This is a genomic window from Aquisediminimonas profunda (assembly GCF_019443285.1).
Classification (GTDB): Bacteria; Pseudomonadota; Alphaproteobacteria; order Sphingomonadales; family Sphingomonadaceae; genus Aquisediminimonas; species Aquisediminimonas profunda.
In genome coordinates, this window is record NZ_CP080327.1 from 1,670,378 (window position 1) to 1,684,312 (window position 13,935).

Here is a 13,935-nt window from a genome sequence, read left to right on the forward strand (position 1 = left end):
CGCACCCCGTCTAGCCTCGAAAGTCGCAGCTATGCAACGCTCTCCCGCTTCAGCAATTCCTGTTTGATAGGCAGCCCATAGGCATAGCCTCCCATTGAGCCGTCGGTGCGAATGACGCGGTGGCAGGGGATGAGCACTGCCACTCGGTTCGCCCCATTGGCTGATCCGGCGGCGCGCACGGCCTTTGGCTTGCCAACCGCAGCCGCAATCTGGGCGTAGGTCCGCGTTTCACCTGGTGGAATTTTCGTGAGTTCCTGCCAAACCGCTTGCTGGAACGCTGTACCGGCAATGTCGAGAGGAAGGCGCGGCATGGCGCGGGGGTGTTCAACTGCTGCAACAGCCCCTTCGACCAGAGCAGACAATTTCGCACCGCCGTGTTCGACCGTCGCCTTCGGGAAATGTTCGCGAACGTCAGCTTCGCCTTCGTTGAAAGACAAACGGCATATTCCCTTGTCCGTCGCTGCGATCAGCATAGGCCCGAGCGTCGTTTGGGCGACCGCCCAGCGGATCGTCACGCCAGCCCCTCCATTCTTCCAGGCGCTTGGCGTCATTCCGAGCCTCCGGCCTGTTTCGGCATAAAAGCGGCTAGGTCCTGAATAGCCCGCTTCGTATATTGCGTCGGTGACCCGGCCATTGGCCTTGAGTGCTGCTTCCGCCCGCTTTGTCCGAAGGGTGCGCCAATAGGCAGATGGCGTCACACCGGTTTCGCGCTTGAAGAGGCGATGGAAATGGTGCGGTGCATAGCCGACTGCGCGAGCGAGCTCTGCAAGCGACAGGGATTCCTCTGCGTCTTTGATCAGTTGCAGGGCCTTGTTCACAGCCTCGCGGTCGCGGCCGATCTCGTCCGGCTTGCAACGCTGGCAGGCGCGATAACCGGCAACGCGCGCTTCGGCTGGTGTGCTGAAGAACTCCACATTCTCCCGCAAGGGCCGCCTCGCCGGACAGCTGGGCTTGCAATAGATGCCGGTGGTTTTCACAGCGCCGACAAACTGGCCGTCAAGACTCCGGTCACGCCGGTCGAAGGCTGCAAAGGCAAAATCAGGATCCAAGAACATCAGGAGCGCTCCACGCGCGCAGCAAAGCAGCCGTGCGCAGCGTTATGTGCATCAATATAGGCAATGTCGGGGCTGCTGAACAGTCCTCGGATCTTTGCATCGGCTTCTCCCGGCATGGCGAGTGCCGCATTCCGCAGCATTCCGTCTGCGTCGAAGGCGCGCAGGCCAAGGGGGCGACCCTCAAAGACCGGCGGTGCATCATCCTCGAAACGCGCCGCCTCACGTGCATTCTCCCGCACATAGATTGCATAGGCGGAGCGATAAGGCGTTGCCACGTCATGGCTTGTATAATTCAGCAATATCAACGTCTCGCCTGCCTTCGCATCCTCAAGGCTGACGCGGCACGGAAATCCGCGGTCGGCAGTTGCCGTAACGCGCATTGCACCATGGGCAGAAAGTTCCGCTTCGTCGAGGTTGAACAGCGGCGCGAATTTGTCCGGGTTCAGTCCATTGATCTGATAGGTCATGTCGGTCTCCATATGAGGGTGTGGAGCCTCATTGGCGCATTGCGCAGCGGTGTGCGTCCCGAAGCTTGCGCTCAAACTTTTGCTATCTGCCATCCCTTAAATGCAGACAAGGCCGGTTTAGCCTCCGCATGCCTTGAACAGGGCGAGCGTCCGTTCGCGGGCGAGGTCGGCGCTAGGTTCATGGTAATCTTTGCGCCGGTCGGAGTTGAAGCCATGCCCGGCTTCATAGATGAAGATCTGAGCCGTTGGGTGGCCCTTTTCAATGAGTGCCTCGACCCCTTCGATGGGGATGCCGCCATCAAAGCGGCCAAAATGGGCGATGGTCGCGCATTTCGGAACCTGATCGGCAAACATGGTTGGCACCAGGCTGCCATAATAGCTGGACGCGGCGGCAAGGTCGTCGCTCTGCCCGGCCATCGCCCAGGCGACCGAGCCACCATAGCAATAGCCCGTGATGAACACCGGCCCCTTGGCCTTCAGAGCATCGATACAGGTCTGCGCGTCCTTCAAGGACAGTTCGAACGGATGGAGCTTGCGGGCCAACTCCACGGCACGATCAAAATCGGGGCCTGTGTAGTCGGCTTCGAATCCGGGGTGTTCGCGGTCATAGAGTGAGGGGGCAAGGACTTCATATCCGTCCGCTGCATACTCGTCGCACAGATCCCGAATATGGTCAGTCACGCCAAAGATTTCTTGGATGAGGACGAGCCCACCCCGGCGAGCACCTTCGGGTTCGGCATGATAGACGGCGATTTCTGCACCGTCGGACATGGTCATGCGAATCATCTGGCCCATTTCATTCTCCTTCTGAGATCGCTTCTTTGCGTCTTGGCGCGAAAAAAGAAAGATTGGGCCGCCGATCGAGACGCATTGGCGCGGAGGGGGAATCCTATCTTGCATCGCAGCAAAATCGTTGCTAGGCGCGCCGCGACTTTGGCGGGGGCGTAAGCCCGTTGCCCTTGGTCTCGGGCAACATTCTCGATCTCATGAGGAACATTCGCGCGTGGAGAATTCCGGCGGCATTCAGGCTAGTCTTGCAGGGCGTTACGCTACTGCCCTGTTCGATCTGGCGCGTGAGTCCAAGTCGATTGATTCGGTCGGCAAGAGCCTTGCAGCTCTCGAGTCCGCGCTCGCGGCATCGTCCGATTTCGCGGCCCTGACCAACAGCCCGCTTCTGTCGCGCACGGCCGCAGCCAAGGCCGTAGCGGCCGTGGCACGCAGCATGAAGCTTGACGGCCTTACGACGCGGTTCCTGGGCGTCCTCGCGCAGAACCGGCGCCTTGCGCAACTCGGCCCGGTCATCCGCTCCTATAATGCCCTTGCGTCTGCCCATCGCGGCGAAGCGACGGCCGAAGTGACGAGCGCGCATCCGCTCGGCGCCACGCAGGTCGCTGCACTCAAGAAACAGCTTCGTACCAAGGTTGGCCGCGACGTCGCGGTCGATCTCAAGGTCGATCCCGCCATTCTCGGTGGGCTGGTCGTGAAGATCGGCTCCCAGATGATCGATTCGTCGATCCGAACACGCCTCAATACCCTCGCGAATGCGATGAAAGGTTAGAACATGGACATCCGCGCCGCAGAAATTTCAAAGGTCATCAAGGACCAGATCGCCAGCTTCGGCACAGAAGCCCAGGTTTCCGAGGTCGGCTCGGTCCTCTCGGTGGGTGACGGTATCGCCCGCATCCACGGGCTCGACAATGTCCAGGCCGGTGAAATGGTCGAATTCTCGAACGGCATCAAGGGCATGGCCCTCAACCTCGAAGCGGACAATGTCGGCGTCGTGATCTTCGGCTCGGACGCCCAGATCAAGGAAGGCGATGTCGTCAAGCGGACCGGCACGATCGTGGACGTGCCTGTGGGCAAGGAATTGCTCGGCCGGGTCGTTGACGGCCTTGGCAATCCGATCGACGGCAAGGGCCCGATCAAGACCACGCAGCGCAGCCGCGTCGAAGTGAAGGCTCCGGGCATTATCCCGCGTCAGTCGGTAAGCGAGCCTGTCCAGACCGGCCTCAAGGCGCTCGACGCGCTTGTGCCGGTTGGCCGCGGCCAGCGCGAACTGATCATCGGCGATCGCCAGACCGGCAAGACCGCTGTCGCAATCGACACCTTCATCAACCAGAAGGACGTCAACAAGGGCAAGGACGAGTCGAAAAAGCTCTATTGCATCTATGTCGCGATCGGCCAGAAGCGCTCGACGGTGGCACAGATCGTCCGCGCGCTCGAAGAAAACGGCGCGATGGAATATTCGATCGTGGTTGCAGCAACCGCTTCCGAACCGGCACCTCTCCAGTATCTCGCACCTTACACCGGCGTCGCGATGGGCGAATATTTCCGCGACAACGGCATGCATGCCGTGATCGTCTATGACGATCTTTCAAAGCAGGCCGTTGCCTATCGCCAGATGTCGCTCCTGCTCCGCCGCCCGCCGGGTCGTGAAGCTTATCCGGGCGACGTGTTCTATCTCCATTCACGCCTGCTCGAACGTGCGGCAAAGATGTCGGACGTCAATGGTGGCGGTTCGCTGACCGCGCTGCCAATCATCGAAACACAGGCGGGCGACGTGTCTGCCTACATCCCGACCAACGTGATCTCGATCACCGACGGCCAGATCTTCCTTGAAACCGACCTGTTCTTCCAGGGCATCCGTCCGGCGATCAACGTCGGTCTTTCGGTCAGCCGCGTCGGTTCAGCCGCACAGACCAAGGCGATGAAGAAGGTTTCGGGGTCGATCAAGCTCGAGCTGGCCCAGTATCGCGAAATGGCCGCGTTCGCGCAGTTCGGTTCAGACCTCGATGCGTCGACGCAGAAGCTGCTCAACCGCGGTGCCCGTTTGACGGAACTGCTCAAGCAGAAGCAGTATAGCCCGATGCCCTTCGAGGAGCAGACTGCATCGATCTTTGCCGGCACCAATGGCTATCTTGATGGCATTCCGGTGTCCGACGTGACGCGTTTCGAGGAAGCAATGATTGCTGACTTGCGCGCCAATCACGCCGATGTCCTGAAGGGCATTCGCGACAGCCGCGATTTCTCGGACGACAGCAAGAAGGCGCTGGCAGCTGCGCTCGACAAGTTTGTGAAGACGTTTGCATAGTTAGATAACCCGTCGTCCCTGCGAAGGCAGGGGCCTCTGGAGGCGTCAGGGTCCAAGGTGTCAAGCCGATCCCTGCCTTCGCAGGAGCGACGATAAGGAAACCAGATGGCTAGTTTGAAGGCCCTGAAAATCCGGATCAACTCGGTCAAATCGACCCAGAAGATCACCAAGGCGATGAAGATGGTCGCTGCTGCGAAACTGCGCCGCGCGCAGGACGCGGCAGAGGCATCACGGCCTTATGCCGAACGGCTTGAAAAGGTTGTTTCATCAATCGCCTCGAAAGTGGAGCGCAGCCCGCAAGCGCCAAAGCTTCTTGCCGGCACTGGCAAGGACGATGTGCATCTGTTCGTCGTCTGCACGTCCGACAAGGGGCTGGCAGGCGCGTTCAACACAAACATTGTGCGCCTCGCGCGCCGGTCTGCCGAAGAGCTCAAGGCTGCAGGCAAGACGGTCAAATTCTACACGATCGGGCGCAAGGGCCGTGACCAGCTGAACCGGACGTTCCGCAACGACATGCTTCATGGTGTTGAGCCCGGCGACCTTGGCAAGATCGGCTTCGAGAAGGTCCAGGAATGGGCAGCTGATCTGACGGCGCGCTTTGAAGTCGGCGAATTCGACGTTGCGCATCTCTTCTTCAGCAAGTTTGTGAGCGTACTCACGCAGGAACCGACCCAACTCCAGCTCATGCCAGTCGCTGTGGCAGCAGATGGCAGTGGTCCGGCTGGAGCGTCCGCTGCGGTTGAATACGAACCGGACGAAGAAGAAATCCTGGCAGACCTGCTTCCACGCAATGTTGCTGTGCAGTTGCTGCGCGCCCAGCGCGAGAATGCGGCTTCCGAACAGGGCTCAAAGATGACGGCAATGGACAATGCCACGCGCAATGCGGGTGACATGATCAACCGGCTCACCATCCAGTATAACCGCACGCGGCAAGCCGCGATCACCACCGAACTCGTTGAAATCATTGCGGGCGCAGAAGCGCTCTAACAGACATAAAGGCAAGGAAGACAGACATGGCGACCGCCCCGAAAAAGACCGCAGCTGCAAAACCAGCCGCTGCCAAGGCAGCTGCACCCAAGGCTGCGGCAAAGCCCGCAGCCAAGGCACCGGCCAAGGCCGCTGCGGCGGCAAAGGCGCCAGCCAAGGCTGCAGTCGCAAAGCCTGCAGCGGCCAAGGCTCCGGCAGCCAAGAAAGCTGCCCCTGCGAAGCCGGCAGCCGCGACCAAGGCCCCGGCACCCAAGGCAGGCTCCGGCGCAACCAAGGCAAACATGGCGGGTGCAACCGGCCGGATCAGCCAGGTCATCGGCGCCGTCGTCGACGTGTCTTTCGAAGGCACGCTGCCAGCGATTCTTTCGGCCCTCGAGACCGAGAACAATGGCAATCGCCTTGTTCTCGAAGTCGCCCAGCATCTGGGTGAAAATACCGTGCGCACGATCGCGATGGACGCGACCGACGGCCTGACCCGCGGCCAGAAGGTCCGCGATACCGGCTCGCAGATCCGCGTGCCCGTCGGCCCGCAGACGCTCGGACGCATTCTGAATGTCGTCGGGGAACCGATTGACGAGCAGGGCCCGGTCAACACCACCCTGTCAGCCCCGATCCACGCAGAAGCGCCTCTGTTCGTCGACCAGTCGACCGAAACGGAAATTCTCGTCACCGGCATCAAGGTGGTCGACCTTCTCGCCCCTTATGCGAAGGGCGGCAAGATCGGCCTGTTCGGCGGTGCTGGCGTCGGCAAGACCGTGCTGATTCAGGAACTGATCAACAACATCGCCAAGGGCCATGGCGGCACTTCGGTGTTCGCAGGCGTTGGTGAGCGGACTCGTGAAGGCAACGATCTTTATCACGAGTTCCTCGATGCCGGCGTTATCGCCAAGGACAAGAACGGCAACCCGACACCGGAAGGTTCCAAGGTGGCCCTGGTGTTCGGCCAGATGAACGAACCGCCGGGCGCTCGCGCTCGCGTTGCTCTTTCCGGCCTGACCATTGCCGAATATTTCCGCGATCAAGAGGGGCAGGACGTGTTGTTCTTCGTGGACAATATCTTCCGTTTCACCCAGGCGGGTTCGGAAGTGTCCGCGTTGCTCGGCCGTATTCCTTCTGCCGTGGGCTATCAGCCAACGCTCGCAACCGACATGGGTGCGCTGCAGGAACGCATCACGTCCACCAACAAGGGATCGATCACGTCGGTGCAGGCCATTTACGTCCCTGCGGACGATTTGACCGACCCGGCGCCTGCAACGTCATTCGCCCACTTGGACGCAACGACCGTTCTCAGCCGCGCGATCTCGGAACTTGGCATCTATCCGGCGGTGGACCCGCTCGATTCGACCTCGCGCGTGCTGACGCCTGCGGTCGTCGGCCAGGAGCATTATGACACCGCTCGCCGGGTTCAGGAAACGCTGCAGAAGTACAAGTCGTTGCAGGACATCATCGCCATTCTCGGGATGGACGAACTTTCCGAAGAGGACAAGCTGACTGTTGCCCGTGCGCGCAAGATCCAGCGTTTCCTGTCCCAGCCGTTCCACGTTGCCGAAGTGTTCACCAACATTCCGGGCAAGTTCGTGCAGATCGAAGATACGGTGAAGTCGTTCAAGGCTGTCGTCGACGGCGAATATGACCATCTTCCCGAAGCAGCCTTCTACATGGTCGGTGGCATCGAGGAAGCGGTTGAAAAGGCTGCCAAGCTGGCGGCAGAAGCGGCGTAACGAACGATGGCACTGCACTTCGAACTCGTCACGCCGGAACGCTTGGTCCGTTCGGAAGACGTCTATATGGTCGTCGTTCCGGGGACCGAGGGTGATTTCGGTGTGCTCGAAGGACATATGGCTGCAATGTCGACGATCCGCAGTGATGCGGATCTCGCCATCTATGCCAGTGCCGGTGCCGCACCCGAAATGCTCAAGATCACAGGCGGTTTTGCCGAAGTAAATGAAAAGGGCCTTACGGTTCTGGCTGAAGCAGCGGGCTAGTCTGACGAATTGCAAGCGGGCTACCTCCCTGACACTATGCGTCGTGGAGAAGTGACATGCTTGTCGGAATGATTGCACTTGTTCTTGGGGCTGCGTTCTGTGGAGCAGCACTTTATATTCAAGTGGCCGAACATCCTGCCCGAATGATGCTGGATGATCGAAATGCCCTGGCACAATGGGGCCCAAGCTATGCTCGTGCCTTCAATCTTCAAGGTGGTTTGGCGGTGGCCAGCGGACTTGCGGGAATCGTAGCCGCATTTCTGATGCGTGATTTGACCTGGACGTTGGGCGCTTTGCTGATGTTGGCAAATTGGCCCTTTACAGTCTGGGGTATACTTCCCCTGAACAATCGACTGAAGGCGATTCCTCCCGACTCGGCGGGACGGGAGTCACGCGCGATGCTTGATCGCTGGATCTGGCTTCATGCCGTGCGTACTGGCCTTTCTGGTTTGGCGGTTCTGGCTTATCTATGGGCGGCGGCTTCATGATTATGTTCATTTGATCGCTTCCGTCGATCACAAACTTTCAAAAAATCGATTCCGCAAATTGCAGTCTGTGCGCTAGGGATGAACATCATCACCCCAACCATGGAGAGCGAAATGGGTCTTGCCGGGACGAAAACCGAAGCCAATCTGAAAGCCGCATTCGCTGGCGAAAGCCAGGCGAACCGCCGGTATCTCTATTTTGCCCAGAAGGCCGACATCGAAGGCTATAACGATGTCGCTGCCGTGTTCCGTTCGACGGCCGAAGGCGAAACCGGGCACGCGCACGGTCACCTGGAATTTCTTGAGGAAGTAGGCGACCCCGCGACCGGCGAGCCCATTGGCGATACCATCAAGAATTTGAAGGCATCCATCGCCGGCGAAACGCATGAATATACGGACATGTATCCGGGCATGGTCAAGGACGCCCGCGAGGAAGGCTTCGACGAAATTGCGGACTGGTTTGAAACGCTTGCCAAGGCTGAAAAGAGCCATGCTGGCAAATTCCAGAAGACTCTTGAGTCAATCGGCTAACGGCCCCATCCCCTCCCCCCCCTGACAGGGGCCGTATCCGGCCGGGGCCACAGAATTGTGGTTCCGGCCGTTTGATTTTCTTCTCTCATCGATCGAGGACAATTCATGCGCGAAGGAAGCCTGGACGCTCCAACCCGTCACCCGATTCCGTGGCAGGAGGAGTCATTTTATGACGAAGCCGACCTGGATGCAGAGCTGCGCCGCGTGTTCGACATTTGTCACGGATGTCGCCGCTGCTTCAATCTCTGCGACAGTTTTCCCAAGCTGTTCGACCTGATCGACGAAAGCGCGCATGAGGATGTCGAGCATCTCGACTCCGCCGATTTCAAGCCAGTCACTGATGCATGCACGCTGTGCGACATGTGTTTCATGACGAAATGCCCTTATGTGCCCCCGCACGAGTTCAACCTCGACTTTCCGCACCTGATGTTGCGCGCGCGGGCAATCGAAAATCGCAAGGGTGAGACCGGTTTCATGGACAAGAGGCTGGCCGAAACCGATGCGAATGGAAAACTGGGCACGGTCTTCTCCGATTTTGCCAATGTTGCGACGCGCGAGGGCAGTTTCGCCCGCCCGCTGATTCAGGCCGTTTCGGGAATCGACACGCGTGCACACCTGCCCGAATTTGCAGACGTCCCCCTCACGAAGCGCGCTGGCGCGATCAGGCCTGCACCCAATGCACAGGCACCGGCGTTTGGGCGCAAGGCAGTGCTTTATGCTTCCTGTTACGGGGAGTTCAATGATCAGACTGTTGGCGAAGCGGCCTTGAAGCTGCTTGCGCACAATGGCGTGGACTGCCGGGTCGAGCACCCGCAATGTTGCGGTATGCCCAAGTTCGAAAATGGTGATCTTGGGGCCGTCGCGAGCAGCGCGGAGAGTGTCGCTGCCTTTTTCGCGCCCCTGATCGAACAGGGTTATGACATTGTGCCGCTCACGACCAGTTGCGCCTTGATGCTCAAGTTCGAATGGCCGTTGCTCCTGCCGGACAATGCCGCAGTGAAAAAGCTGTCACAGGCTACATTTGATCTCTCGGAATATGTCGTCGATTTGTCGAAGCGGCATGGGCTGGTTCCGATCGAAGCCATGCCAACCGGTATCGCAGTTCATTTCGCCTGCCACGCCAGGGCGCAGAACATGGGTCCCAAGGCCGTGGAGATGCTGAAGCTCATTCCCGAGGCGCGGCCTCAAGTGGTTGAGCGGTGCTCGGGCCACGGCGGAAAATGGGGAATCTTCAAGGAGAATTTCGACACCGCGATCAAGGTTGGCAAGCCAGCCGCACGCGCGATCGACAAGCTGAAACCAGATTATGTCGTTTCCGAATGCCCCCTGGCCGGGCCACACCTCAAGCAGGTGCTGAAGGCAGTGGATTCGGATGTTACCCCGGAACGGATCGGTCACCCCATCGAGGTGATGGTCAAGGCTTATGGACTCTGAGATGCCCCGCGAAAACCGAACAATAACTGAAGCAGACATCCTGCCGCTTTCCGAATGGGCGAAGGTGAGGGTCGCGCATCGCAAGGCGCTTTCCGAACGGAAGAAAAGGCGGCGGGTCGCCATTGGTCCGCATGCAACGCTTCTGTTCGAGAATTGGGATACGATGTGGTATCAGGTTCAGGAAATGCTCTGGATTGAAAAGGGCGGAGCGGATCAGCTGCCGGATGAACTGTCGGCCTATAATCCCATGATCCCGAACGGATCGGATCTCACGGCAACGCTCATGTTCGGCATTTCCGACGAGGCCAAGCGGCGCGCATTCCTGGCTGAACTCGGTGGGGTCGAAGACCATATCTCGATCAGCATCGGAGGTGACCGCGTGAAGGCCGTGGCCGAAGAGGATCTCGAACGCACGACCGCCGACGGCAAGACCTCAAGCGTCCATTTCCTCCATTTCCCATTCTCGGCCGAACAGATTGCCGCCTTCAAAAGAGGTGGGGACATTCTCGTGAGAATCGATCATCCGCGTTACGGCCATGCAGCCATCATCGGGGACGAAGTGCGAGCCGAACTGGAGAGTGATTTTTCCCGTTAAGTCGAAGCTTGAGGGCAAAAAAAATGGCCGGGAGGGGAAGGGAACCGCTCCCGGCCAAGGGTCTCCTGCCTAAGGGGGGCAGGCTCGGGGTAAGAGAAGGCGTTACGCTTGCGGCGTTACGATGGTGTAGGCCTGCACCTGAGCAGGCACGTTCGTATAAGTCGCGCTGAACATCATGCTGCCTGCGACCATGAGGACGCTGACGAAAGCGGCGGTAACGCTGTTGCGAAGATTGAAGCCATTGTACGTATTCATCTTAAGTCTCCCTGCATTTGAGTGTCTTGACTGTCGGCGAAGTGCCGTCATGCCAACTCAATAGCATGTACCGTGCCAATTGCAGTTCTTGGCAGATTTCCGAGGCTTTGGGAGATTTATCAGTAAGATGCGGGGTGTTTAGTTTACCAATGTTGGGTCTAATTTGCGGAAATTTGGCGAATTTTCCGGACGTCTCAGATTTTTTGTTTGGGTGCGTCGCTGAGCGGTTAAGTCGCTCATGTGACGAGGATGTAGAGCGCCACGGCTGAGACCATGACTGCGAAAATGGCGCTTGCAACACCGACCCGGGTTGCAAGCCAGCGTGATGCAGGAAGTCCGACAGCTGCTCCGCCTGCCCCGCCGGCGACCAGGGCGCCGAAAAGCGGCCAATCGATCTGGCCCGATATTGCATAGCTTGCGCTGGTGGCGCCGCCAAAAAGCGTGACCGAAACCAGGCTTGATGCTGAGGCATTGGCCAGTGTCATGCCAGTTGATGCCATAAGGCCCGGGGCAATGAGAAATCCTCCACCAATCCCGAAGAATCCTGCGGCAAAGCCTGCTGCAAGTCCGACCGGGGCCAGTTTCCACACCATTGCAGGGGCGAGCCGCACCGCCGGATCGCCCTCGCTTTTGCGCGGCACAAGCATCGATATGGCGATGGCGATCATCGCGATTGCGAACCAATGAAGCAGAGTCGATCCGTCAATTGTCTTGCCGACTTGCGCACCTGCAAGCGCGCCAGCCAGCCCAGCCGCAGCAAAGACGCTGGCACAAGGCCATTTGACTGTGCCCGCCCGCGCCTGTGCCCAAAGGCCCGTTGCCGCGTTGACTGCAACAGCTGCAGCGGAGGTGCCAATTGCCATATGCGTATCTGCGACACCGACAACATAGATCAGCCAGGGAGTGGCGAGGACTGATCCTCCGCCCCCGAAAACCGTCAACAAAAGCCCGATCAGGACACCTCCCGCTGCGGCAAGGAGAAGGGCCTCAAGCATAGTTCAGGCCGACCCCGTGCGGCGGTTCCAGGGCGCGAGCATCAGCAGTCGAGCCATGCCGCAAAAGCCCGTCGCACCCGCGAAGGTCAACCCTGCTCCGACGAAGGCCGACAGTCCGAACCAGGCCGGCGATACCATGAAGCCAAGCAGGACTCCGACGAGGACGAGCGAGCCCGCCGCAATCTGCACCTGCCGCATGATTTCCAGCGGCGCCTTCGCATTGACGACGAGTGGCAGGCCATGTTTCGTCCAGGCGTCGAGGCCGCCCTGCAAGACAAAGGCAGGTGATGAAACCCGCGTGGCAAGGCGATCGCAAGCGCCAGCCGTTCGCATCCCTGACCAACAGGCAAAAATGATTTCCTGACCCGGCATTGAAGGGATCCTCGTCCCTTCCCACTGCGACAGGGGACTGGACAGCGATCCTGCAATATGGCGGCGGGCGAATTCATCCTGTTCGCGCACGTCGACAAGTATGGCACGACCGGCGTCAAGCCGACGACGGGTTTCTTCGGGGGACAAGGGTGTGAGAGCAGCGGTCATAGATTACCTTCTTCATCAGTAGGGCAGAATAGTTCGGCGAGGGTGGCCATGATCCTGAGCGCGGCAGGATCGACAATCCTGTAAAATATGGTCTGGCCTTCACGCCGCGTTCCAAGAACGCCTTGTTCTCGCAAGCGGCCAAGATGTTGCGACAGCGCGGATTGGCCGATGCCAATGCGCGCCTGAAGCTGACCTACCGAGCGTTCCCCGCCGTCCGCGAGCTGGCACAGAATCATCAGCCTTCGTTCATTTGCGAGCAGGCGCAGCGCATCTGCGGCTCTGGCCGCACTGGCCTCAAAAAGCGCGAAGTCGAATTTTGTCAGGTCAAACATGCATCAAATATATTAGTTGATTTTAAATTAGCAAGGCCTAATATAAAAACAGTGGAGGCGTTGCATGACCGATTCCCTTTCCTCTCGCAAAACGGCCCCGCATGTGCGGGCAGCATTTGACCCCGCGACCAACACGATCAGCTACATTGTGCACGATCCAGCCACCAAGGCGGCGGCCATCATTGATCCTGTACTCGACTTCACGCCCCGCAACGGGCGGACGCGGACCACCAGTGCTGACCTCCTGCTTGAGGCTGTTCGCAATGATGGCCTTGATCTGCGCTACCTTCTTGAGACGCACGCGCACGCGGATCATCTTTCCGCCTCGCATTATCTGCGTGAACGGACTGGCGCGCCTGTTGTCATAGGCGAGCATATCACCGATGTTCAGGCAATATTCGCTGATCTTTTCGAGGCCGATGATGTCGCGCGCGATGGAAGAGCGTTCGACAGACTTGTCCGTGAAGGCGATACCCTGCCGCTGGGTAGCATGGAGATTCGCGTTCTGCATACGCCGGGCCACACGCCGGCTTGCGTGAGCTACATGATCGGCGATGCGGCCTTTGTCGGCGATACGCTTTTCATGCCTGATTACGGAACTGCTCGTGCCGATTTTCCGGGTGGCAACGCTTCCACATTGTACCGCTCAATCCAAAAGCTCCTCAGTCTTCCTGAGGAGACACGCATTCTGACTGGACACGACTATCCGCCGCCGTCGCGCGGAAGTCCGGCCTGGGAGGCAAGTGTTGCCGAACATCGTCGAGCGAATATCCATGTTCATGACGGAATCGAGGAAGCGGCATTTGTCGCCATGCGGGAAGCGCGCGATGCGACCCTTGAGGCTCCGCTGCTCATTCTGCCATCGCTGCAAGTCAATATCCGGGCAGGGCAAATGCCACCGGCCAGTCCGGGCGGGCATGTCTATCTGAAAATTCCGATCAACGCGATCTGATAGCAGCCAAATACATGACGCCCGCCGGAGTCTCCTCCGACGGGCGTATTTTCCTCCCCAGGAAATCTTGGCCTATTTCGGCATCGCGCTCCCGAGCCGATGATAGAGCCTTGAAAACTTGATCGATTCTGGCTTGTCCGCAATGACCGTCAGGTAATGAGCAACGGCTTCACGCAACAATTCGAAATCTTCATTCGAAAGTACGGCACGTGAACGAGCGGGTTCTGGCAT

At 59.1% G+C, this 13,935-nt stretch carries 18 protein-coding genes; 10 read left to right on the forward strand and 8 right to left on the reverse strand.

Features of this window, described 5'->3' with window-relative positions:
* Window positions 1–29: 29 nt before the first annotated feature.
* The 3 genes from ada to K0O24_RS08290 all read right to left on the reverse strand — a co-directional run bounded on the left by ada (window position 30) and on the right by K0O24_RS08290 (window position 2,317).
* Complete coding sequence (gene ada / locus K0O24_RS08280) at window positions 30–1,055, reverse strand: bifunctional DNA-binding transcriptional regulator/O6-methylguanine-DNA methyltransferase Ada (RefSeq protein ID WP_219895357.1); 1,026 nt, start codon at window positions 1,053–1,055, stop codon at window positions 30–32.
* Window positions 1,055–1,522: a DUF1203 domain-containing protein gene (locus tag K0O24_RS08285; protein ID WP_219895358.1), complete on the reverse strand. Its 468-nt coding sequence runs from the start codon at window positions 1,520–1,522 to the stop codon at window positions 1,055–1,057. Before K0O24_RS08285 ends, ada begins: the two co-directional genes overlap by 1 nt.
* Before the next feature lie 117 nt (window positions 1,523–1,639).
* Window positions 1,640–2,317 carry a dienelactone hydrolase family protein gene (locus K0O24_RS08290; RefSeq protein WP_219895359.1) on the reverse strand — a complete coding sequence of 226 codons (678 nt, stop codon included), beginning with the start codon at window positions 2,315–2,317 and terminating at the stop codon, window positions 1,640–1,642.
* A gap of 208 nt (window positions 2,318–2,525) precedes the next feature.
* Here K0O24_RS08290 and K0O24_RS08295 point away from each other — a divergent pair, with 208 nt between their 5' ends.
* The 9 genes from K0O24_RS08295 (at window position 2,526) to K0O24_RS08335 (ending at window position 10,630) form a co-directional block, all read left to right on the forward strand.
* Window positions 2,526–3,080 carry a F0F1 ATP synthase subunit delta gene (locus K0O24_RS08295; protein WP_219895360.1) on the forward strand — a complete coding sequence of 185 codons (555 nt, stop codon included), beginning with the start codon at window positions 2,526–2,528 and terminating at the stop codon, window positions 3,078–3,080.
* A 3-nt stretch (window positions 3,081–3,083) separates the two neighbouring features.
* Window positions 3,084–4,613: a F0F1 ATP synthase subunit alpha gene (gene atpA, locus K0O24_RS08300; protein ID WP_219895361.1), complete on the forward strand. Its 1,530-nt coding sequence runs from the start codon at window positions 3,084–3,086 to the stop codon at window positions 4,611–4,613.
* 105 nt (window positions 4,614–4,718) lie between these two features.
* Window positions 4,719–5,600, forward strand: coding sequence for a F0F1 ATP synthase subunit gamma (locus tag K0O24_RS08305; protein ID WP_219895362.1), 882 nt, complete (start codon window positions 4,719–4,721; stop codon window positions 5,598–5,600).
* A 281-nt stretch (window positions 5,601–5,881) separates the two neighbouring features.
* A complete protein-coding gene (gene atpD, locus K0O24_RS08310; RefSeq protein WP_219895550.1) occupies window positions 5,882–7,321 on the forward strand; it encodes a F0F1 ATP synthase subunit beta in 1,440 nt (479 codons plus the stop codon).
* 6 nt (window positions 7,322–7,327) lie between these two features.
* The gene (locus K0O24_RS08315) at window positions 7,328–7,585 is read left to right on the forward strand and encodes an ATP synthase F1 subunit epsilon (protein ID WP_219895363.1); all 258 of its coding nucleotides are present in this window, start codon (window positions 7,328–7,330) and stop codon (window positions 7,583–7,585) included.
* A 56-nt stretch (window positions 7,586–7,641) separates the two neighbouring features.
* On the forward strand, window positions 7,642–8,073 hold the full coding sequence (locus K0O24_RS08320) for an anthrone oxygenase family protein (RefSeq protein WP_219895364.1): 432 nt from the start codon (window positions 7,642–7,644) through the stop codon (window positions 8,071–8,073).
* 78 nt (window positions 8,074–8,151) lie between these two features.
* Window positions 8,152–8,601 carry a rubrerythrin family protein gene (locus K0O24_RS08325; RefSeq protein WP_219895365.1) on the forward strand — a complete coding sequence of 150 codons (450 nt, stop codon included), beginning with the start codon at window positions 8,152–8,154 and terminating at the stop codon, window positions 8,599–8,601.
* A 105-nt stretch (window positions 8,602–8,706) separates the two neighbouring features.
* On the forward strand, window positions 8,707–10,035 hold the full coding sequence (locus K0O24_RS08330) for a heterodisulfide reductase-related iron-sulfur binding cluster (protein ID WP_219895366.1): 1,329 nt from the start codon (window positions 8,707–8,709) through the stop codon (window positions 10,033–10,035).
* 1 nt (window position 10,036) lies between these two features.
* Complete coding sequence (locus K0O24_RS08335; protein ID WP_219895367.1) at window positions 10,037–10,630, forward strand: DUF3501 family protein; 594 nt, start codon at window positions 10,037–10,039, stop codon at window positions 10,628–10,630.
* Between the two features lie 102 nt (window positions 10,631–10,732).
* Here the strand turns inward: K0O24_RS08335 and K0O24_RS08340 are convergent, their stop codons facing one another.
* The 4 genes from K0O24_RS08340 to K0O24_RS08355 all read right to left on the reverse strand — a co-directional run bounded on the left by K0O24_RS08340 (window position 10,733) and on the right by K0O24_RS08355 (window position 12,752).
* Window positions 10,733–10,885 carry a hypothetical protein gene (locus tag K0O24_RS08340; protein WP_219895368.1) on the reverse strand — a complete coding sequence of 51 codons (153 nt, stop codon included), beginning with the start codon at window positions 10,883–10,885 and terminating at the stop codon, window positions 10,733–10,735.
* A 236-nt stretch (window positions 10,886–11,121) separates the two neighbouring features.
* Window positions 11,122–11,880 carry a sulfite exporter TauE/SafE family protein gene (locus K0O24_RS08345; RefSeq protein WP_219895369.1) on the reverse strand — a complete coding sequence of 253 codons (759 nt, stop codon included), beginning with the start codon at window positions 11,878–11,880 and terminating at the stop codon, window positions 11,122–11,124.
* 3 nt (window positions 11,881–11,883) lie between these two features.
* Window positions 11,884–12,420 carry a rhodanese family protein gene (locus K0O24_RS08350; RefSeq protein WP_219895370.1) on the reverse strand — a complete coding sequence of 179 codons (537 nt, stop codon included), beginning with the start codon at window positions 12,418–12,420 and terminating at the stop codon, window positions 11,884–11,886.
* Window positions 12,417–12,752 carry an ArsR/SmtB family transcription factor gene (locus K0O24_RS08355; protein WP_219895371.1) on the reverse strand — a complete coding sequence of 112 codons (336 nt, stop codon included), beginning with the start codon at window positions 12,750–12,752 and terminating at the stop codon, window positions 12,417–12,419. The genes K0O24_RS08350 and K0O24_RS08355 overlap by 4 nt, the downstream gene beginning before the upstream one ends.
* A 64-nt stretch (window positions 12,753–12,816) precedes the next feature.
* Here K0O24_RS08355 and K0O24_RS08360 point away from each other — a divergent pair, with 64 nt between their 5' ends.
* A complete protein-coding gene (locus K0O24_RS08360; protein WP_219895372.1) occupies window positions 12,817–13,704 on the forward strand; it encodes an MBL fold metallo-hydrolase in 888 nt (295 codons plus the stop codon).
* 72 nt (window positions 13,705–13,776) lie between these two features.
* Here the strand turns inward: K0O24_RS08360 and K0O24_RS08365 are convergent, their stop codons facing one another.
* Window positions 13,777–13,935: a hypothetical protein gene (locus tag K0O24_RS08365; RefSeq protein WP_219895373.1), complete on the reverse strand. Its 159-nt coding sequence runs from the start codon at window positions 13,933–13,935 to the stop codon at window positions 13,777–13,779.

What these genes read in the sequence shown, in the direction of transcription:
- ada (WP_219895357.1), bottom strand. Translation starts at nt 1,055, where the DNA reads ATGTTCTTGGATCCTGATTTTGCCTTTGCAGCCTTCGACCGGCGTGAC.
- K0O24_RS08285 (WP_219895358.1), bottom strand. Translation starts at nt 1,522, where the DNA reads ATGACCTATCAGATCAATGGACTGAACCCGGACAAATTCGCGCCGCTG.
- K0O24_RS08290 (WP_219895359.1), bottom strand. Translation starts at nt 2,317, where the DNA reads ATGGGCCAGATGATTCGCATGACCATGTCCGACGGTGCAGAAATCGCC.
- atpA (WP_219895361.1), top strand. Translation starts at nt 3,084, where the DNA reads ATGGACATCCGCGCCGCAGAAATTTCAAAGGTCATCAAGGACCAGATC.
- K0O24_RS08305 (WP_219895362.1), top strand. Translation starts at nt 4,719, where the DNA reads ATGGCTAGTTTGAAGGCCCTGAAAATCCGGATCAACTCGGTCAAATCG.
- atpD (WP_219895550.1), top strand. Translation starts at nt 5,882, where the DNA reads ATGGCGGGTGCAACCGGCCGGATCAGCCAGGTCATCGGCGCCGTCGTC.
- K0O24_RS08315 (WP_219895363.1), top strand. Translation starts at nt 7,328, where the DNA reads ATGGCACTGCACTTCGAACTCGTCACGCCGGAACGCTTGGTCCGTTCG.
- K0O24_RS08320 (WP_219895364.1), top strand. Translation starts at nt 7,642, where the DNA reads ATGCTTGTCGGAATGATTGCACTTGTTCTTGGGGCTGCGTTCTGTGGA.
- K0O24_RS08325 (WP_219895365.1), top strand. Translation starts at nt 8,152, where the DNA reads ATGAACATCATCACCCCAACCATGGAGAGCGAAATGGGTCTTGCCGGG.
- K0O24_RS08330 (WP_219895366.1), top strand. Translation starts at nt 8,707, where the DNA reads ATGCGCGAAGGAAGCCTGGACGCTCCAACCCGTCACCCGATTCCGTGG.
- K0O24_RS08335 (WP_219895367.1), top strand. Translation starts at nt 10,037, where the DNA reads ATGCCCCGCGAAAACCGAACAATAACTGAAGCAGACATCCTGCCGCTT.
- K0O24_RS08340 (WP_219895368.1), bottom strand. Translation starts at nt 10,885, where the DNA reads ATGAATACGTACAATGGCTTCAATCTTCGCAACAGCGTTACCGCCGCT.
- K0O24_RS08345 (WP_219895369.1), bottom strand. Translation starts at nt 11,880, where the DNA reads ATGCTTGAGGCCCTTCTCCTTGCCGCAGCGGGAGGTGTCCTGATCGGG.
- K0O24_RS08350 (WP_219895370.1), bottom strand. Translation starts at nt 12,420, where the DNA reads ATGACCGCTGCTCTCACACCCTTGTCCCCCGAAGAAACCCGTCGTCGG.
- K0O24_RS08355 (WP_219895371.1), bottom strand. Translation starts at nt 12,752, where the DNA reads ATGTTTGACCTGACAAAATTCGACTTCGCGCTTTTTGAGGCCAGTGCG.
- K0O24_RS08360 (WP_219895372.1), top strand. Translation starts at nt 12,817, where the DNA reads ATGACCGATTCCCTTTCCTCTCGCAAAACGGCCCCGCATGTGCGGGCA.
- K0O24_RS08365 (WP_219895373.1), bottom strand. Translation starts at nt 13,935, where the DNA reads ATGCCAGAACCCGCTCGTTCACGTGCCGTACTTTCGAATGAAGATTTC.